The 17,969-nt window shown below is 61.8% G+C and carries 22 protein-coding genes; 10 read left to right on the top strand and 12 right to left on the bottom strand.

Annotated features, from left to right (window positions below; all coding sequences use genetic code 11):
• Positions 1–4: 4 nt before the first annotated feature.
• The 8 genes from ACLRDN_RS08590 to ACLRDN_RS08555 form a co-directional block, all read right to left on the bottom strand.
• Positions 5–499 carry a hypothetical protein gene (locus tag ACLRDN_RS08590; RefSeq protein WP_413459791.1) on the bottom strand — a complete coding sequence of 165 codons (495 nt, stop codon included), beginning with the start codon at positions 497–499 and terminating at the stop codon, positions 5–7.
• Between the two features lie 190 nt (positions 500–689).
• Positions 690–1,550: a CDP-diacylglycerol--serine O-phosphatidyltransferase gene (gene pssA, locus ACLRDN_RS08585; RefSeq protein ID WP_413459790.1), complete on the bottom strand. Its 861-nt coding sequence runs from the start codon at positions 1,548–1,550 to the stop codon at positions 690–692.
• A 118-nt stretch (positions 1,551–1,668) separates the two neighbouring features.
• The gene (locus tag ACLRDN_RS08580) at positions 1,669–2,313 is read right to left on the bottom strand and encodes a phosphatidylserine decarboxylase (RefSeq protein ID WP_013233751.1); all 645 of its coding nucleotides are present in this window, start codon (positions 2,311–2,313) and stop codon (positions 1,669–1,671) included.
• Positions 2,314–2,489: 176 nt separating this feature from the next.
• Complete coding sequence (locus ACLRDN_RS08575; protein WP_413459789.1) at positions 2,490–3,020, bottom strand: vesicle formation protein; 531 nt, start codon at positions 3,018–3,020, stop codon at positions 2,490–2,492.
• A 110-nt stretch (positions 3,021–3,130) separates the two neighbouring features.
• Positions 3,131–3,919, bottom strand: coding sequence for an SIMPL domain-containing protein (locus ACLRDN_RS08570; protein WP_413459788.1), 789 nt, complete (start codon positions 3,917–3,919; stop codon positions 3,131–3,133).
• A gap of 221 nt (positions 3,920–4,140) precedes the next feature.
• Positions 4,141–5,157 (bottom strand): ketol-acid reductoisomerase, encoded by a 1,017-nt coding sequence (ilvC, locus tag ACLRDN_RS08565; RefSeq protein ID WP_034334512.1) that lies wholly within the window; start codon positions 5,155–5,157, stop codon positions 4,141–4,143.
• 77 nt (positions 5,158–5,234) lie between these two features.
• Positions 5,235–5,726 carry an acetolactate synthase small subunit gene (gene ilvN, locus ACLRDN_RS08560; protein ID WP_008327594.1) on the bottom strand — a complete coding sequence of 164 codons (492 nt, stop codon included), beginning with the start codon at positions 5,724–5,726 and terminating at the stop codon, positions 5,235–5,237.
• A gap of 1 nt (position 5,727) precedes the next feature.
• Entirely contained in the window at positions 5,728–7,446 is a 1,719-nt protein-coding gene (locus ACLRDN_RS08555) for an acetolactate synthase 3 catalytic subunit (protein ID WP_413459787.1), read from the bottom strand.
• Between the two features lie 544 nt (positions 7,447–7,990).
• On the opposite strand from ACLRDN_RS08555, the gene ACLRDN_RS08550 reads away from it, so the two are divergent.
• The 5 genes from ACLRDN_RS08550 to ACLRDN_RS08530 all read left to right on the top strand — a co-directional run bounded on the left by ACLRDN_RS08550 (position 7,991) and on the right by ACLRDN_RS08530 (position 11,638).
• Positions 7,991–8,569 (top strand): RNA polymerase sigma factor, encoded by a 579-nt coding sequence (locus ACLRDN_RS08550; protein WP_039786760.1) that lies wholly within the window; start codon positions 7,991–7,993, stop codon positions 8,567–8,569.
• Positions 8,566–8,973 (top strand): DUF3619 family protein, encoded by a 408-nt coding sequence (locus tag ACLRDN_RS08545; RefSeq protein WP_413459786.1) that lies wholly within the window; start codon positions 8,566–8,568, stop codon positions 8,971–8,973. The genes ACLRDN_RS08550 and ACLRDN_RS08545 overlap by 4 nt, the downstream gene beginning before the upstream one ends.
• 4 nt (positions 8,974–8,977) lie before the next feature.
• Complete coding sequence (locus tag ACLRDN_RS08540) at positions 8,978–9,823, top strand: DUF3106 domain-containing protein (protein ID WP_413459785.1); 846 nt, start codon at positions 8,978–8,980, stop codon at positions 9,821–9,823.
• Positions 9,824–10,091: 268 nt separating this feature from the next.
• Positions 10,092–10,613: an RDD family protein gene (locus ACLRDN_RS08535; RefSeq protein ID WP_413459784.1), complete on the top strand. Its 522-nt coding sequence runs from the start codon at positions 10,092–10,094 to the stop codon at positions 10,611–10,613.
• A 95-nt stretch (positions 10,614–10,708) separates the two neighbouring features.
• Positions 10,709–11,638, top strand: a complete 930-nt coding sequence (locus ACLRDN_RS08530) for a lipase family alpha/beta hydrolase (protein ID WP_413460369.1) — start codon at positions 10,709–10,711, stop codon at positions 11,636–11,638.
• An 86-nt stretch (positions 11,639–11,724) separates the two neighbouring features.
• On the opposite strand, the gene ACLRDN_RS08525 is transcribed toward ACLRDN_RS08530, so the two are convergent.
• The gene (locus ACLRDN_RS08525; protein ID WP_413459783.1) at positions 11,725–12,072 is read right to left on the bottom strand and encodes a hypothetical protein; all 348 of its coding nucleotides are present in this window, start codon (positions 12,070–12,072) and stop codon (positions 11,725–11,727) included.
• A gap of 124 nt (positions 12,073–12,196) precedes the next feature.
• Positions 12,197–13,042: a ferritin-like domain-containing protein gene (locus ACLRDN_RS08520; protein ID WP_413459782.1), complete on the bottom strand. Its 846-nt coding sequence runs from the start codon at positions 13,040–13,042 to the stop codon at positions 12,197–12,199.
• 152 nt (positions 13,043–13,194) lie between these two features.
• On the opposite strand from ACLRDN_RS08520, the gene ACLRDN_RS08515 reads away from it, so the two are divergent.
• The 4 genes from ACLRDN_RS08515 to ACLRDN_RS08500 all read left to right on the top strand — a co-directional run bounded on the left by ACLRDN_RS08515 (position 13,195) and on the right by ACLRDN_RS08500 (position 15,292).
• Positions 13,195–13,719: a gamma carbonic anhydrase family protein gene (locus ACLRDN_RS08515; protein WP_154132356.1), complete on the top strand. Its 525-nt coding sequence runs from the start codon at positions 13,195–13,197 to the stop codon at positions 13,717–13,719.
• A 20-nt stretch (positions 13,720–13,739) separates the two neighbouring features.
• The gene (gene hslO / locus ACLRDN_RS08510; RefSeq protein WP_413459781.1) at positions 13,740–14,669 is read left to right on the top strand and encodes an Hsp33 family molecular chaperone HslO; all 930 of its coding nucleotides are present in this window, start codon (positions 13,740–13,742) and stop codon (positions 14,667–14,669) included.
• A gap of 104 nt (positions 14,670–14,773) precedes the next feature.
• The gene (locus ACLRDN_RS08505; RefSeq protein WP_204725657.1) at positions 14,774–14,974 is read left to right on the top strand and encodes a hypothetical protein; all 201 of its coding nucleotides are present in this window, start codon (positions 14,774–14,776) and stop codon (positions 14,972–14,974) included.
• Between the two features lie 9 nt (positions 14,975–14,983).
• The gene (locus tag ACLRDN_RS08500; RefSeq protein WP_413459780.1) at positions 14,984–15,292 is read left to right on the top strand and encodes a type II toxin-antitoxin system RelE/ParE family toxin; all 309 of its coding nucleotides are present in this window, start codon (positions 14,984–14,986) and stop codon (positions 15,290–15,292) included.
• Positions 15,293–15,300: 8 nt separating this feature from the next.
• Here the strand turns inward: ACLRDN_RS08500 and ACLRDN_RS08495 are convergent, their stop codons facing one another.
• Positions 15,301–16,023: a pseudouridine synthase gene (locus tag ACLRDN_RS08495; RefSeq protein ID WP_413459779.1), complete on the bottom strand. Its 723-nt coding sequence runs from the start codon at positions 16,021–16,023 to the stop codon at positions 15,301–15,303.
• A gap of 1 nt (position 16,024) precedes the next feature.
• Positions 16,025–16,852, bottom strand: a complete 828-nt coding sequence (locus ACLRDN_RS08490) for an RNA methyltransferase (RefSeq protein ID WP_413459778.1) — start codon at positions 16,850–16,852, stop codon at positions 16,025–16,027.
• Positions 16,853–17,170: 318 nt separating this feature from the next.
• On the opposite strand from ACLRDN_RS08490, the gene ACLRDN_RS08485 reads away from it, so the two are divergent.
• On the top strand, positions 17,171–17,968 hold the full coding sequence (locus ACLRDN_RS08485) for an inositol monophosphatase family protein (RefSeq protein ID WP_006712869.1): 798 nt from the start codon (positions 17,171–17,173) through the stop codon (positions 17,966–17,968).
• Position 17,969: the final 1 nt, after the last annotated feature.

The following is a 17,969-nucleotide window of genomic DNA, read 5'->3' as shown; positions in this document are numbered from 1 at the left end:
CGGTTCAGGCCAGGGTCGAGATCAGGCCGCCGACCACGTTCTGGTTGACGATGTCCTCGACAATGGAACCGGTCAGGTCAGGCTGGGACTTGAGCAGCAAAGACAATTCCGAACTGAGCCCCTGCCCCGCAAACATGCCCGAGCCATCATAGATGCCCGAGGTGGAGCCCGGCACGATGATGCTGCCCAGCACACCCTGGTAATAGCTCTGGGTGGCCTGGTTCTGGGTCAGGTCAGTGGAGGTGCCGGCCGAGGAGCCGGCGTTGACGATGGAATCGAACAGCCCCGCTGCATTGTAGGTCAGGCCGGAATTGCCGGAAGAACCGCCGCCCAGGGTCACGATCACCGAAGCCTCCGAAGACAGCTCGACCGCCTGCGCCACGGCCGCAGGATTGCTGGCCGCAGACACCGGATTGGGCGTGCCGCTGGAACCGCTGCTGCCCAGGCCGTAAGGGTCCAGGCTGCCCAGCGTGGTCAAGGGGGAGGATGTGATTGCCATGTTCATACCATCAACGCGCGATATGCAATAACGCGCCTACCATGGGATTTTAGGAAACTCTGGCCTGCCCCGCAAGGCATGCCTGGCGGCGGCGACGGGCGCATGGCTGGCGCCATGAAAAACACCCGGCCGGGGCCGGGTGTTTCTTGTCTTGCAGCAAGAGGCTCAGCGAACCGAACCTCCACAGGCATCAGTGCGGCGTATCGCCATGCTCATCCTTGGTCTGCACGATGCTGACCGGCTTGCCCTTGAGGCGGCGCCAGAGGTAGACGCCATAGCCGGACAGGCCATACAGCACGAACAGCCCGAACAGCACCTTGGACGGATCGCTGGAAATGAGCACCAGCGCCACCACCACCAGCAGTGCCGCAATGAAGGGCACGGGCTTGCGGAAGTTGACATCCTTGAAGCTGTAGAACGGCACGTTGGTGACCATGGTGATGCCGGCGTAGAGGGTGATCACCCAGCCATACCAGCTCAGGTCGGTGCCGGCAAAGCGCAGGTCATCCATCAGCCAGACGAAACCGGCCACCAAAGCCGCTGCCGCCGGGCTGGGCAAGCCCTGGAAGTAGCGCTTGTCGACCACGGCGATGTTGGTATTGAAGCGGGCCAGGCGCAAGGCACCGCCGGCGCAATACACGAAGGCCGCCAGCCAGCCCAGCTTGCCCATGCCGCGCAGCGACCATTCATAGACCACCAGCGCCGGGGCGGCACCGAAGGAGACCATGTCGGAGAGGCTGTCGTACTGGGCGCCGAATTCGCTTTGCGTGTTGGTCATGCGGGCCACGCGGCCATCCAGGCTGTCGAGCACCATGGCCACGAAGATGGCGATGGAGGCGTAGTCGAACTTCAGGTTCATGGCCATCACGATGGCGTAGAACCCGCAGAAGAGCGCGGCCGTAGTGAAGGCGTTGGGCAACAGGTAGATGCCGCGCGAGCGCCGCCGTGCCACTACCTGCCCGGCCTCGTCCAGTTGCGCGGCCTTGGGGCGGCGCAGCGATTTCGGGAAGGGAATGCCGGCTTTGGCCTTGCGTCGTCGTAATGTGGGCATCGATGTCTATCAGTGAGGAGGACGGAAATCGCAGCACGCAGTCTGCGCTCGGGCCTCATCCGTGAGGCCGCTGCAAGTACAGGCTGGCGCGCGCCACGGTGAGGCCTTCATGGTGTGATCAGAGTTCGGCCAGAATGGTTTCGGTGGCCGAGACCTTTTCACCGACGGTGACCTTGGGAGTGGCCGTCAGCGGCAGGTAGACGTCCACGCGCGAACCGAAGCGGATGAAACCGTAGCGCTGGCCACGGGCCAGGGTATCGCCCGCCTTGACGTAGCACAGGATGCGGCGCGCGATCAGGCCGGCCACCTGCACGCAGGTCACGCTGTGACCGCTGGTGGTGGTGATGGCCAGGGCATTGCGCTCGTTTTCCAGCGAGGCCTTGTCGAGGTCGGCATTGACGAACTTGCCGGGGAAGTACTGCACCTTCTCGATCTTGCCATCCACCGGGGCGCGGTTGGAGTGGACGTTGAAGACGTTCATGAAGACGCTGATCTTCAGGGCTTCACGGTCGGTGTAGGGGTCATGGGCACGGGCCACCACGACGATGCGGCCATCGGCCGGGGACAGCACGGCATTGGCGGCTTGCGGGATCACGCGCGGCGGATCGCGGAAGAACTGCAGCACGAACAGCGCGATGATCCACAGCGGGAAGGACCAGGCGCCGCAGAAATAGGTTGCCAGCGCTGCCACGACCACGGCGATGGTCAGGAAGGGCCAGCCTTCACGGGCGATGATGGGATGGGGATAGTGGTTATTGTTCAATGTTGCTCCAATGATCGCGCAGTGCTCGCGGAAAGTTCAAAAGTAAAAGCGTGCCTATTCTAGTCCAGCGCCCGTTAAATGCAATGAAATGCGCCGCCATCCGGCCGGTGGCGGTGCATCTGGGGTCATCCAGGACAATTTTCGAGAACCGGGCCAGGGCGTTGCCCGGCAGCGGCTCAGCGCGGCTGCGGGCGGGAGAAGCTCAGCTTGAGCTCATTGCGCGCCAGACCGCGCGGACCGGTCAATTGCATCTGTCCGATCAGAATCGTCACTTCGGCATCGGCATAGTCCAGGCCGGTGACTTCAGTGATCTGGCGCAGGTCGCCCTGGCGGCGTTCCTGGGGCTCGTCGGCGATGACGCCCGGCGGCTCCTTGGCCAGCGGTGCACAAGCCTTCACATCGTTGACCAGGCGCTGGTAGGCGCGGCCCATGTCGGCCGGCGTGGCATAGCGCCAGATGCAGGTGTAGACCGAGGAATTGCCGGCAATGGCGCAGCTCTCAGCGCCATCGAGCATGAAGTTGGAGAGATAGACGGGGCCACGCTTGTCGCCCTTCATGACGGAATCGGGACCGTCTTTCTTCCAGCCGTCGAAGTGCGACTGCGACTGCTGGTGGATGGCGCGCAGGTCGGCGCAGATGTCGGCGTGCGCCGTGCTGGCCACCAGTGCGGTGAACAGCGGCAGCAGCAGCTTGGTGATGGTCCGCATGATGAGATGATCTTCTTGAAACGGAAAGGGAGGCCGATTATAGCCTCCCTCCCCTGCCAACCCGAGCGGGTTGACGATTCTTGACGCGGCTCCGGTCGGAGCCATCCGCATTACTTGAAGCGCACCTTGCCCACCAGGCGCATGCTCACGGTGGATTCGCCCGGCTCGAAGCTGGGCTCGGCTACCGTCGTGCTTTCCTGGACCATGTCGGCACGCATGGCCTTGGCCATCATCGGGGCCGGGGCCGGCGCGGCGTAGTTGCCGGAGCCCTCAAAGTCCACGGTCTCGATCACTGCATCCGACGGGGCGCGATGCATGGCATTGGCGATGAAGCCGATGCGCTCTTCCAGGTTGCGATAGGTCGCATTGACCAGGGTGGCATCGAGCTTCTTGGCGGCCGCCGGGCTCAGGCCGAATTGCAGGCCGTTCAGGCTCATCAGGGCTTGGGCCGAAGAGACGGTCTTGGGCAGCGCGGCCAGGTTCTCGGTGGTCATCTCCAGATACTGGCCGACGCGCCATCCCACGACTTGCCGTGCCTTGGCCGGTTGGCGTGGCTGTTGCGGCGTGACCTGCGGCGGTTCGGCATAGACCGCGTAGGTGTAATAGCCATAGCTCTTCAACGTGGCTAGCGTGTCCTGGCGCTTGAGCAGGTCGATGCCCTGCTTCATCTTCTGGTTCACGCGGGAGGCGGCAGCAGCCTTGTCCTTGTCCTGCTCTTCGACTTGCAGGGTGACGCGCGCCTGGTCGTTGGGCACGCTGATCTCGCCATTGGCCGGGACCACGACCATGGACCCGGTGGTCGGGACCGGGGCCGGGGCGCTCATGGCGGTCTGCGCCTGGGTGGCGATACAGGCGGTAGCCAGAACGGCGCCCAGCATCAGTTTGCGGGAAGGTGTCATAAGGGATCCTCTTTATTCTTGGTCGGTGACGGGGTGATGATAGCTTCATATCGAAAGCATCAACCCTGCACTTCGACGAGCGCCGTCAAGGATTGGTTCTTGGCCAAGTGCAACAAGGCGTAACACAATGACAATTCAAGCACCCTCGCCTTGCCCACGCACGAAAAAAAACGCCACGGCGAACCGTGGCGTTTTCCTGGACTGCAGCTTGCAGCGGCAGATCAGTTCTTGGTCTGGTCGACCAGCTTGTTGGCCTTGATCCAGGGCATCATGGCGCGCAGCTTCTCGCCCACGATTTCGATCTGGTGTTCGGCGTTGATACGACGACGCGACATCAGGGTCGGTGCACCGGCCTTGTTTTCCAGGATGAAGCTCTTGGCGTATTCGCCGGTCTGGATGTCTTCCAGGACCTTCTTCATGGCAGCCTTGCTCTCGGCGTTGATCACGCGCGGGCCGGTCACGTACTCGCCGTATTCGGCGTTGTTGGAGATCGAGTAGTTCATGTTGGCGATGCCGCCTTCATAGATCAGGTCGACGATGAGCTTGAGTTCGTGCAGGCACTCGAAGTAGGCCATTTCCGGCGCGTAGCCAGCTTCGACCAGGGTTTCGAAACCGGCCTTGATCAGTTCCACGGTACCGCCGCAGAGCACGGCTTGTTCGCCGAACAGGTCGGTTTCGGTTTCTTCGCGGAAGTTGGTTTCGATGATGCCGGCACGGCCGCCGCCGTTGGCGGTGGCGTACGACAGGGCCAGGTCACGGGCCGAGCCGGACTTGTCCTGGTGCACGGCGATCAGGTGCGGCACGCCGCCACCTTGGCTGTAGGTCGAACGCACGGTGTGGCCGGGGGCCTTGGGGGCGATCATGATGATGTCCAGGTCAGCGCGCGGCACGACTTGGCCATAGTGGATGTTGAAGCCGTGCGCGAAGGCGACGGTGGCGCCTTGCTTGGCGAAGGGAGCGACGTTTTCTGCATAGACCTGGCCGATGTTTTCGTCCGGCAGCAGGATCATGATGACGTCGGCATCCTTGACCGCGTCATTGACTTCGGCGACCTTCAGGCCAGCCTGTTCAGCCTTGTTCCACGAAGCGCCACCCTTGCGCAGGCCAACAGTCACCTTCACGCCGGAATCCTTCAGGTTCAGGGCGTGGGCGTGGCCTTGCGAACCGTAACCGATGATGGTCACGTTCTTGTTCTTGATCAGGGACAGGTCTGCGTCTTTGTCGTAGAAAACTTTCATGATTTTTTCCTATGTTCCGAGTAACTCGAATTTGAATGTATGTATGTGTGTGTGATGCGTACTGCTGGCGCGGTCGATCAGATCTTCAGGATCCGTTCGCCGCGGCCGATGCCGGAGCCGCCGGTACGGACCGTTTCCAGGATCGCGGTGCGATCCAGGGCGTCGATGAAGGCGTCCAGCTTGCTCTTGGCGCCGGTCAGCTCGATCGTGTAGGTCTTCTCGGTGACGTCGATGATGCGGCCACGGAAGATATCCGCAGTACGCTTCATCTCTTCCCGTTCCTTGCCCACTGCGCGCACCTTGATCAGCATCAGTTCGCGCTCGATGTGCGCGCCTTCGGTCAGATCGACGACCTTCACCACCTCGATCAGGCGGTTCAGGTGTTTGGTGATCTGTTCGATCACATCATCCGAACCCGAGGTCACGATGGTCATGCGCGACAGGGTCGAATCTTCGGTGGGTGCAACGGTGAGCGTTTCGATGTTGTAGCCGCGTGCGGAGAACAGGCCCACGACACGGGACAATGCGCCGGCTTCGTTTTCGAGCAGCACAGAAATGATATGGCGCATGTTAGAGATCCTCCGAACCCAGCAACATTTCAGTCAAACCCTTGCCCGCCTTGACCATCGGCCAGACGTTCTCGGTTTGATCCGTGATGAAGTTCATGAAGACCAGCCTGTCCTTCATGCCGAAGGCTTCGCGCAGCGCGCCGTCGACATCGCCCGGTTTCTCGATTTTCATGCCGACGTGGCCGTAGGACTCCGCCAGCTTGTTGAAGTCCGGCAGCGAATCCATGTAGGACTCGGAATAGCGCGAACCATAGTCGATCTGCTGCCACTGGCGCACCATGCCCAGGAAGCGGTTGTTCAGCAGAATGATCTTGGGCGTCAGGTGATACTGCTTGCAGGTCGCCAGCTCCTGGATGCACATCTGGATCGAGGCTTCGCCGGTGATGCAGGCCACCGTCGCATCGGGATTGGCCATCTGCACGCCCATGGCGTACGGCAGGCCCACGCCCATGGTGCCCAGGCCACCGGAATTGATCCAGCGGCGCGGCTTGTCGAAACCGTAATACTGCGCGGCCCACATCTGGTGCTGGCCGACGTCGGAGGTGATGAAGGCATCGCCCTTGGTCACTTCCCACACCTTCTGCACCACGGCTTGCGGCTTGATGAATTCGTCGGAGGTGGCGAACTTGAGGCAATCACGCTTGCGCCATTCGTTGATCTGCTTCCACCAGGCATCCAGCGCCGCGCCGTTCTGGCGGGTCTCGGCCGCATCCAGCTGCGAGAGCAGTTCCTGCAGCACGTCCTTGACGTTGCCCACGATGGGGATGTCGACCTTGACGCGCTTGGAAATCGACGATGGGTCGATATCGATATGAATGATCTTGCGGGCGTTCGAGGCGAAGTGCTTCGGGTTGCCGATCACGCGGTCATCGAAGCGCGCACCGATGGCGATCAACACGTCGCAGTGCTGCATGGCCATGTTGGCTTCGTAGGTACCGTGCATGCCGGGCATGCCCACGAACTTGTCGCTGGACGAACGATAGGCGCCCAGGCCCATGAGCGTGTTGGTACAGGGGTAGCCCAGGCGATCGACCAGCTTGTTGAGCTCGGGCGAAGCATTGGCCAGGATGATGCCGCCGCCGGTGTAGATCATCGGGCGTTCGGCCGACAGCAGCAGCTGCAGCGCCTTGCGGATCTGGCCCGAGTGGCCCTTGTCGACCGGCTTGTAGGAACGCATTTCCACCGCCTTCGGATACTCGTAGGCGCAGGTATGCATGGTGATGTCCTTCGGGATATCGACCAGGACCGGGCCGGGACGGCCGGTGGTGGCGATATAGAAGGCTTTCTTGACGGTTTCCGCCAGGTCCTTCACATCCTTCACGAGGAAGTTGTGCTTCACGCAGGGGCGGGTGATACCGACGGTGTCGCACTCCTGGAACGCGTCCTGGCCGATGGCGGTCGACGGCACCTGGCCGGAGATCACCACCATGGGAATCGAGTCCATGTAGGCCGTGGCCAGGCCGGTGACCGCATTGGTCACGCCGGGGCCGGAGGTCACGATGGCCACGCCGACCTTCTGCGAGCTGCGCGAATACGCATCAGCGGCATGCACGGCGGCCTGTTCGTGACGAACCAGGATGTGCTGGAATTTGTCTTGCTTGAAGATTGCGTCGTAGATATAGAGGACGGCGCCACCAGGATAGCCGAAGACGTGTTCAACACCCTCTTCAGCCAGGCAACGGACGAGTATATCCGCGCCGGTGAGTTGCTCAGCACTCATGCTGCTTCCTTTCAAGGTCCATTGGAAATTGATCGGATGTTCTCTCCTGACGGAATCGCATTGGTCGTCTTGCCGGCGGCATCCCTTCCTTGTGCGGTCACGCCGTTTCTGCGCTCCAACCGTAGTGGAGTTTGAAACGTCGCTCAACGCGACTCGTTCAGCCTTGGTACAAATCGACTTCTACAGATTCCTCGCGCTTGTGGCACGGGTTAGAACAAACAAGCTTTAAACCTATAAAGCGTTTCCTCGAACCGGCACAACCTTATGTGAAGCACCGGCAAGGAATAAAAACGCCCCAGATGTGGGAGGCGGGAAACAGGACAGTAATGGCTTGCATCATTTTGGTCAAGCGAATTCCGGTGAAATCGTTGTCAATACTCGCGTTCGCGGGCGGGCCCGAGGATAAACTTCAGGACAAAAGGGGCCATATTTGCTAGCATTCGGTCTGCTTTTTGACGATTTCTTGCATTTTTCGCATCTTGGCTGGTCAATATGCAGGATTTTTCCTGAATTGACCGGTGACCCATCCGGCACACCGTATTGCATGGCAACTGACAAAGAACTCTCTGATTTTCTTGAAAGTGTCGAACGCCGCGCCTTCAAACAGGCGGTGTATGCCGTGCGCAAGGATGAAGCCGCGTTGGACATCGTTCAGGATGCAATGATCAAGCTGGCCGAGAAGTATGGCGACAAGCCGGTCGATGAGCTGCCGATGCTGTTCCAGCGCATCCTGCAGAACACCATTCATGATTTCTTCCGCCGCGAAAAGGTGCGCAACACCTGGGTGAGCCTGTTCTCCAGCTTTGGAGGCAATGGCGGCGACGGCGAGGGCGGCGACGATTTCGACCTGCTGGAGAGCCTGGAATCGGAAGACGGCTCCCAGGCCGCCGAATCCAGCGCGGACAAGGTCGAGCGCGAGCAGACGCTGAACCTGATCGATGCCGAAATACAAAAGCTGCCAACGCGTCAACGGGAAGCATTCCTGATGCGTTACTGGCAGGACATGGACGTGGCGGAAACAGCCGCCGCCATGGGTTGCTCCGAAGGTAGCGTCAAAACCCATTGCTCCCGCGCAACGCACGCGCTGGCTCAAGCTCTCAGAGCCAAAGGAATCTCATTATGACCAACAAGGAAATGCAATTCGCCTACAAGGTGAAGCTGGCGCTTGACGCCAATCTCGACAACCTGTCTGAGGACACGTTGCAAAGCCTGTCGGCTGCCCGCCGCGTGGCGCTGGCCCGCAAGAAGCAGGCGCCGATCCACAAACGTGTGGAACAGCCGGCGCTGGCCGGCGCCTTCGGTGGCGCCATGATGTCGCCCGAGAAACCGTCGTGGTGGAGCCGCCTGGGCGTGGCCGCCCCGCTGCTGGTGGGCATCATCCTGTTTGCCGGCATCTACCAGCATGAAAACGCCAAGCGCGTGAGCTACCTGGCTGATATTGACGCGGCCGTCCTGTCCGACGAGCTGCCGCTGTCGGCTTATCTGGATCATGGTTTCAACGCCTTCCTGGCTGAAAAGGGACAATAAGACGATGCACAAGACCACCGGCACTCCTGTAAAGGCTACCGCCCGCTTCTCGCGCATTGCGCTGGCGCTGGCGGTGCTGGCCGGTGGACTGAGCTGTGCCTGGACTGTGGCGCAGAACGCGCCCTCCACTGCAGCGGCACCGTCGGCCGCACCTGCTCCTGCCGCCAGCCCTGCTGCAACGGTGGCCGGCACGCCGGCGGCACCGGCCGCCGCCCACGCCAACAAATCCGCCGGCAAGAGCATTGCACGCAAGCCCGAGAACAAGCTGGCCTGGGCCAACCTCTCGCCCACCCAGCATCAGGCACTGGAGCCGCTGACCGGCGAATGGCCGCGCATGAGCGAGTTGCAGAGGGAAAAATGGCTCGAGATCGGCAAGCGCTACGCCAACATGAAGCCCGAAGAACAGCAGCGCCTGCATGAACGCATGCGCGACTGGGTCAAGCTGACCCCGGCTCAACGCAGCGCTGCCCGCACCAATTACGCCCGCGCCAAGAAGCTGGACGCGGAAGAAAAACACGAGCAATGGGCCAAATACCAGCAGCTGTCTGAAGAACAGAAAAAGAAGCTGGCCGAATCCAAGCTGCCCAAGCGAGTAGCCAAGCTGCCGACCTCGCCGTCGGCGGCCGCACCGACCATCCAGCTGCCTGCCGAGGCGCTGGATCGCTCCCTGCCGGTCACCCCTGCCCAAGTGCCCGTGCCTGCAGCCGCTCCTGCTCCAGCGCCTGCCCAAGCGCCGGGCTCGCAGGCCACTCCCGTGCCGGCAATTGCACCAACCGCATCGACGCCTGCGACCGTGGCTGTCAGCGCAGCGGTGGCGCCAGTGACCGGCACGACAGGCGACGGCAAGTAAATCCCTCTCTTCATTGAATGTTTCCGTTGCCCGTCTGCGGCGATGGATTGAAACCGCCCCGTTGGGGCGGTTCGCATTTGTGCCCGCACCAAGACCGGGCGAGATGCCGTTGAGGGCGGATCTCCGTCCTCGTACGTCCCCAGCTTGCTCTGCCTCAAGCCTTCACATAGGCAAGCGCGCCTGATTGCATTACCATCTGCCGGCCGCAGCGCACGCTGCGTGCACAGATTCTTCACGCCACCCTAGCCAGAACGGAACGAACAGGAACATGCCGGAACTCACCACGCCCTCCCTGCGCCGCCGCATGAGCAGCATGCTGTATGAATCGATGCTGCTGTTTGGCGTGCTGTTCATGTCTGGCTGGCTGTTTTCGACCTTGCTGCAGCAGCGCCACGCTCTCTACCTGCGCCATGCGCTGGAAGGCTGGCTGTTCCTGGTGCTGGCGGTGTACTTCATCTGGTTCTGGACGCACGGTGGCCAGACGCTGGCCATGAAGACCTGGCGTTTCCGCGTGGTCGACCGCGACGGCCAGCCCTTGCGCCTGTGGCGCGCCGCCTTGCGCTTCGTGCTGGCGTGGCTGTGGATCCTGCCGGGACTGGCGCTGGCGTCGCTGGCGCGCGGCCAGGCCTGGCTGCTGGTGCTCATCCCGGCGGCCAACCTGCTGCTCTGGGCCATGAGCTCGCGCCTGGACCCGAACGGGCAATTCCTGCACGACCGCCTGGCCGGCACCCGCCTGATCGACGCCGTCCCGGCCGCCAAGGCTGCAGCAAGCATGCAATCCAAGTCATGAAGCCGACATGAGCGCTTCCCCGCGCTCTGTTATGCTCTCGGGCGAACGCATGCACCCGCATGCCCCTGTACCTGATCGCCCGGACTGACGCCCGCATGATTTCACGCATCTCCAGAACCCTGCTCCTCATCCAGTTCGGCATCGCGATCCTGTTCTATTTCCTGTTGCGGCATTTCGACTGGCCCATCGTGGCCGCCGCAGTCGGGGGCGTGCTCATCGTGCTGCTGCTGCGCGCCCAGATCACGGCCAACAGCTTCTTCCTGACTTGGCCCTATCGCGGCCGCACCTCCAATCCGGTCGAGATCACCTGGCTGCAGGTGGCCACCCTGTTCCTGCGCGAATTCCGCGCCACCATGCTGTGCTCCTCGTGGGCCATGCCCTTCCTGCGCTTCGACCAGTTCAGCTATCCCGATACCACATCCCTGCCGGTGCTGCTCATCCACGGCTATGGCTGCAACAGCGGCTACTGGCGCTGGCTGAGCCTCGAACTGCGCGAAGCCCACATTACCCACTACGCGCTGGACATGGAGCCGGTCTTCGGCAGCATCGATGAATACGCGCCCCTGGTCCATGCGGCCGTGCAGCGGGTACAGGCCGAGACCGGCCAGAAGAAGATCGTCATCGTCGCCCACAGCATGGGCGGCCTGGCGGCCCGCGCCTACCTGCGCGACCATGGCTGCGACAGCGTGGCGCGCGTCATTACCCTGGGCTCGCCGCACCACGGCACGGCCATCGCCAACTTCGGCATCGGCATCAACTGCGGGGAAATGAACTGGCTGGGCCGCTACGAAGAAGGACAGAGCAGTGAATGGCTGCAAAAACTGGCCGCCACCGAAGAAGCCGATGCTCTGGGCCATATCGTGTCGATCTATTCCCAGCACGACAACATCGTCTCGCCGCAAAGCTCGGCCCACCTGGAGGGCGCCTGGAACATCCCGGTCATCGGGATCGGCCACGTGGCGCTGGCGCTGGAACCCTCCATCCACAAGATGGTGATCGACCTGATCCACAACGCCCGCGACTGAGGCCCGCAAAGCAAGATGCCGTCCGGCAGGCGCGGGACGGCATCGTGTGCGAGACGGGGCGGCCAGTAGCTGCCCCGTGGAAAGACTTACTTCTTGGAAGCGTCCTGCAGCTGCTGACCGGCCTGCTGCATCTTTTCACCGGTCTTCTGGGCCAGGTCCTTGGCGCCTTCCTTGGTCTTTTCGTAGGCTTCCTTGGCATCGGCCTTGGCCTTGTCCATGGCGCCATCGAGCTTGGAACCGGATTCGGCCGCCTGGTCCTTGGTCTGGCCGGTCACTTCATCGAGCTTCTTGCCGGCTTCCTGCACGGCGCCGTCAATCTTCTTGCCCAGCGCTTCGGCCGGACCCGGTTCTTCCTTTTTCTGGCAGGCCGCCAGCAAGGTAATGGCGGCAAGGCCCACGGCCACACCGGCCAGCAGTTTGGACATCTTCTTCATGTTTTCATCCTTTCCGTTCATGTTTAACGATCCCGATCTGACGGGATTGGAGGGGAAGATAGCACAGCAGCCTGCCCCGGCCTGAGGCTGCCAAATTTGCTTACATTTCTTGCAAATTCGTCGATCATCGCGAAATATCGCTGAACATCAGCATTTCCTCTTCCGAAAAGCCGGCCGCGCGCCGCGCTTCCAGATTGAAGGGGCCGCGCAGGGGCGGAGCGCGGTGGCGCTGGCACAGCTCGGCGAAGGTCGTCACCGGATCCAGCCGGCGCTGCTCGCACAGCCAGTTGAACCAGCGATTGCCGATCAGCACATGGCCGACCTCGTCGCGCATGATGATGTCCAGGATCTCGGCGGCAGCCAGGTCACCGGCCTGCGCCAGCTTGGCGCGTACTGGCGGGGCGGCATCCAGGCCGCGCGCTTCCAGCGTGCGCGGCACCAGGGCGATGCGGGCCAGGACGTCGTCCTTGGTGGACTCGGCCATATCCCACAGGGCATTGTGGGCGGTGAAGTCGCCGTAGTCGTGACCCAACGTCTTCAGGTGATCGGCCAGCAAGCTGAAGTGATAGGCTTCCTCATCGGCCACCTGCAGCCAGTCTTCATAGAACTCGCGGGGCATGCCGGCGAAGCGCCAGACCGCATCCAGCGCCAGGTTGATGGCATTGAACTCGATATGGGCCAGCGCATGGATCAGCGCCGCCCTGCCTTCGGGCGTGCCCATGGAACGATGCTTCACCTGCAGCGGAGAAACCAGCTCGGGTCGCGCCGGGCGCCCGGGAATGCCGCTGCCGGATTCGGTGGCCGCCAGGTCCTCGGCTTCCAGCTCCAGTTGGCCGGCCTGCCACGCGGCGCGCAAGGCCCGCACGGAACTGCACTTGGCGGCAGGACGGGTTTCTTTCAGGCAAGACAGCGCGGCGCTACGCAGGCGGGTGAATGAAAAGACTTCATCTGGGGACGAGACGTGATCCAAGGAACTGACTTTCAGGGAAGGTAAAATACGCGGTTGAGGATGCCGCCTTTGTCTCCATATGAAGACAAACGTCCACCAATGCAAGACAAGGACAAGGCAAAGGGGATCGGCATCGCCCACCGACCAGCAGGTAACGAGGAGACAATTTTATTATGGCGATCTACCAATTGGCGCAGGACATTCCCGAGATCCACGAAACCGCCTTCGTGGCCGAGTCGTCCACGGTGGTGGGCAAGGTCAAGATGGAAGCCCATTCCAGCGTCTGGTTCAACGTCGCCATCCGTGGCGACAATGAGCTCATCACCATTGGTGAGAACAGCAACGTGCAGGAAGGTGCGGTCTTGCATACCGATCACGGCTATCCGATGGTGATCGGCAAGAACGTCACCGTGGGACACCAGGCCATGCTGCATGGCTGCACCATCGGCGAGGGTGCGTTGATCGGCATCCAGGCGGTGGTGCTCAATGGCGCCAGGATTGGCAAGAACTGCCTGGTCGGGGCGGGTGCCCTGGTGACCGAGGGCAAGGAGTTCCCGGACAACTCCCTGATCATCGGTGCGCCCGCCAAGGCAGTTCGCCAGTTGAGTGAAGAAGATATCGCGCGCATGCGGGCTGGCACCGACAGCTACGTGCAGCGCGCGCAACAGTTCAAGACCCAGCTCAAGCGCATTGCCTGAGCGGTCAAGCAAAGGAAACGATGAAAGACACGCTGCAAAAATTCCTGGTCGACAACGCGCCCGTTCGCGGCGAGCTGGTCGAGATTTCGGACACCTGGCGCCAGGTGCAAGCCCGCCGTGACTATCCGGTCGCGGTGCGCACGCTGCTGGGCGAGATGCTGGCGGCCTCCGCCCTGCTGTCGGCCAACCTGAAGTTCAACGGCATGATCGTCATGCAGATCCATGGCGATGGTCCGGTCAAGCTGCTGGTGGTCGAGTGCGACTCCGAGCTGCAACTGCGCGCCACGGCCAAGCTGGCCGATGAGGCCGAGATCGCTGACGATGCCACGCTGACCGACCTGGTCAACGCCAGTGGCAACGGCCGCTTCGTCATCACCCTCGACCCCAAGGACAAGCTGCCCGGTCAGCAAGCCTACCAAGGCGTGGTCCCGCTGGATGGCGAGAGCGTGGCCACCGTCATCGAGAATTACATGCTGCGTTCTGAACAGCTCGATACCAAGCTGTGGCTGGCAGCCGATGAAAAGGTCTCGCGCGGCCTGCTGCTGCAGAAGCTGCCCTCCATCGGTGGCAATGCGGCTCCGACCGCCAAGCCGGAAGGCGAGCTGGAAGACTGGAACCACATGGTCATGCTGGGCGATACCTTGAAGCGCGAAGAACTGCTCTCCACCGATATCGCCACGCTGATGCATCGCCTGTTCTGGGAGCAGACCATCCGCGTCTTCGATCCGGTGCATCCGCAATTCCACTGCTCCTGCTCGCGCGAGAAGGTCGGCAACATGCTCAAGATGCTGGGCCAGGAAGAAGTGGCTGAAGCCTTGTCACAGATGGAAAAACTCGCCATCGACTGCGATTTCTGCGGCCAGCATTACGAGTTCGATGCGGTGGATTGCGCGCAGCTGTTCGTGGCCGATGTGGGTGGCGCGAGCGAGGTGAGTGACGCGCGGCATTGAATTGATGCGAGGGGATGGCAGAAGAATTTCGGTAAAAATGGAAAGATCATCGTCACGGCCATCCTGAACGAAAATCCGGCAATACCCAAACCTATAATCGCCAGATGACTTCCACTCTCCGCCCCCTCGCCGACAAGTATCCCCAGGCCCGTGAAGCCGGCCCGTCTGCCCTCGGCCCGCAGACTCAAGAAGAGCACAGCCTTCTGGCACTGATCGAGGAAGGCCTGCAGGCGGGCCCTTCCATCGACATCGCCATCGACGACCTCGCCAGTCAACTGCGCGAGCGGATTCGCACTAAAGCTTGATGGTTGCGCATGCGCATCCGCCTGTCTCCGATCGCCCAGCGCGACATCCTCTTCGTCTCCGATTATTACGCTGACTTCTCGCCGCACCTGGCAGAACGTTTCAACGAAGAGCTCACCCACACCCTGCACAACCTGACCCGGCAACCGGGCATGGGCTCACGACGCTATGCTCACCTGCTGCCGGATCGATCGCTGCGGATGTGGCAGCTGGATCACTTCCCTTATCTTCTGTTTTATCGCGTGCAGGATGAAGTTTTCAATCTGCTGCGGGTACTGCACGAGCGGCGCACCATGTCAGCAGAAGCGCTGCGCCACTGAACTGTCGTTTACTCCGCATCCGGCACCAGCAAGGCCATCTGCGCAGCATCCAGATACGTCCACTCCCCTTCTTCCAGTTCCAGCGCCTCCAGCTGCAAGCCACCGATGGCAGTGCGCCGCAAGGCGCTGCAATGATTGCCGGCCGCGGCCAGCATGCGCTTGACCTGGTGATACTTGCCCTGCTCCAGCACGATTTCCAGCAGGTTCTCGCCCAGCTGGCGGCAACGGGTTGCAGCCAGCGGTGCCGGTTCGTCATGCAGTTGCACGCCGGCCTTCAGTTGCGCGATCAAGGCCTCAGTCACCGGCTCGGCCGTGGTGGCGGCATACACCTTGGGCACGTGGCGCTTGGGCGAGGACTGCGCGTGAATGAAAGCACCATCATCGGACATCAGCAGCAAGCCGGTCGTATCGTGATCCAGCCGGCCCACGGGTTGCACGTCGCGCCAGGTGAACTGTTCCGGCAGCAGCGTCAGCACGCCCGGGTGGTGGCTGGGCTTGCGCGAGCATTCGATGTTCTGCGGCTTGTTGATGGCGATGTAGACGTGCTCGCGGTATTCCCACTCTTCCTCGAAGATGGTCAGCACCAGGCCATTGGTATCGGGTGTGGCGCGGTAATCATCCACCACCTCACCATGGATCGACACTTCACCATCCTCGATCAGCTCGCGGCAATATTTGCGCGAACCGAAACCCTGCGATTGCAGGACGCGGTCCAGGGTCAGCTTGGCCATATCAGCCTTCTCCTTGTTCGATTTGTTCTTGCCGGCCGGCCTTGGCCTGCTTCGGCTCCAGAATCTGGCGGGCGATGCCGCGCAGGATGTTGACCTCTTCGGTCTCCAGCTGGGCGCGCGAGAACATGCGCTTCAGGCGCGGCATCAGCTTCTTGGGATTGTCGGGATTGAGGAAATCGATGGCCACCAGCGCTTGCTCCAGGTGCGCGAACATGCCCTCGATCTCGGCCACGCTGGCGCTCTGCCCGTGGAAACCCACCTCGCCCGGCGCGCGTGCATCACCGCTGGTCTGCATGGGGCCACCCTGCACTTCCAGCTCGGTCATGCGGCATTCATAGGCCAGCACCTGCACCGCCTGCGACAGGTTCAGCGAGGAATAGTCCGGGTTGGCGGGGATATTGAGCAAGGCATTGCACTTCTGCACCACCTCATTGGGCAGGCCGAAGCGTTCATTGCCGAACAAGAGGGCGGCATTCAATCCGGTATCACGCGAAAGCTGCCCCGCCAGCTCGCGCGGCGAGACCACCGGCGGCGAGAATTCGCGCAAACGGGCACTGACGGCCGCGGCGAAGTTGCATCCCTGCAACGCTTCTTCCACGCTCCCCACGATGCGTGCATTTTGCAACACATCCAGTGCGCCGCTGGCGAAGGCAATAGCTTCATCTTCCTTCACCGCGTCCGGAAAGCGCGGATTGACCAGCACCAGCTCCGAAAAGCCCATGGTCTTGATGGCCCGTGCGGCCGAGCCAATGTTGCCGGGACTGCTGGTATTGACCAGCACGAAACGCAAACGGCTGAAAAGAGATTGTCCTGACACTTGCTTGTTCATTTAAAATAGCGGGATTCGCGCCCCAGGATCAGATGTTGGCAAAACGCCAATGTTGCAGCAAGGCTGTCAACCCAGGTCGACTTTGTTCGCCGACTTGACCGACGCCACTGCCCCTGGACTGCCTGGCAAACCCGCAAGCATAACAGCCGCGGGCGGCGCAACGCTCATTAATTTCATCGTCGCACTGGTTTGACTGCCGGGTTTCGCCTGGCCAGCTGTTCCGCATGCTTGTCGCGGAAGGCCGGCTGGTCGGCCATGGCGACGATGAGCAACGCAGCCATCGTCTTCGGTGGCCGCAATTTTAACGGAACCATCGGAATGATCATCCCACCCATGCTCAATACGGCGATCAAGGCAGCCCGCCGCGCCGCTACCATCATCAACCGCGCGTCCTTCGACGTGTCGCTGCTGAAAGTGTCGAAGAAGTCGCACAATGACTTCGTCACCGAGGTGGACAAGGCAGCCGAGGATGCGATCATCGACGTGCTCAAGAACGCCTACCCCGACCACGCCATCCTGGCCGAGGAATCGGGTGCCTCCGACAACCTGCACGATGAAAACGAAAACGTCTGGATCATCGATCCCCTGGACGGTACCACCAACTTCATCCACGGCTTCCCGCAGTACTGCGTCTCGATCGCCCTGCAACAGCGCGGCATCATCACCCAGGCTGTGGTCTATGACCCGACCCGCAACGATCTCTTCACCGCCTCCAAGGGCGCCGGCGCCTACCTGAACGAAAAGCGCATCCGCGTGGGCAAGCGCGACAAGATCGCCGATGCCCTCATCGGTACCGGCTTCCCCTTCCGCGACCTCGATGGCCTCAACGAATACGTGACCATGTTCAAGGTCATGACCGAGCACAGCGCCGGCCTGCGCCGCCCCGGCGCCGCTGCCCTGGACCTGGCCTATGTGGCCGCTGGCCGCCTGGACGGCTTCTTCGAGAAGGGCTTGAAGCCCTGGGACATCGCCGCCGGCTCCCTGCTGGTGACCGAAGCAGGTGGTATCGTGGGCACCTTCAAGGGTGACTCCGACTACCTCTACAAGGGCGACGTCATCGCCGGCAGCCCGAAGATCTTCGCGCAGCAAGTGAACCTGCTGTCCGAATTCGCCTGAT

The sequence above is a fragment of the Herbaspirillum huttiense genome (assembly GCF_047300815.1).
Taxonomy (GTDB): Bacteria; Pseudomonadota; Gammaproteobacteria; order Burkholderiales; family Burkholderiaceae_D; genus Herbaspirillum; species Herbaspirillum huttiense_A.
Note: the sequence above shows the minus strand (reverse complement) of the source record. Positions and strands in the feature narration are given on the sequence as shown.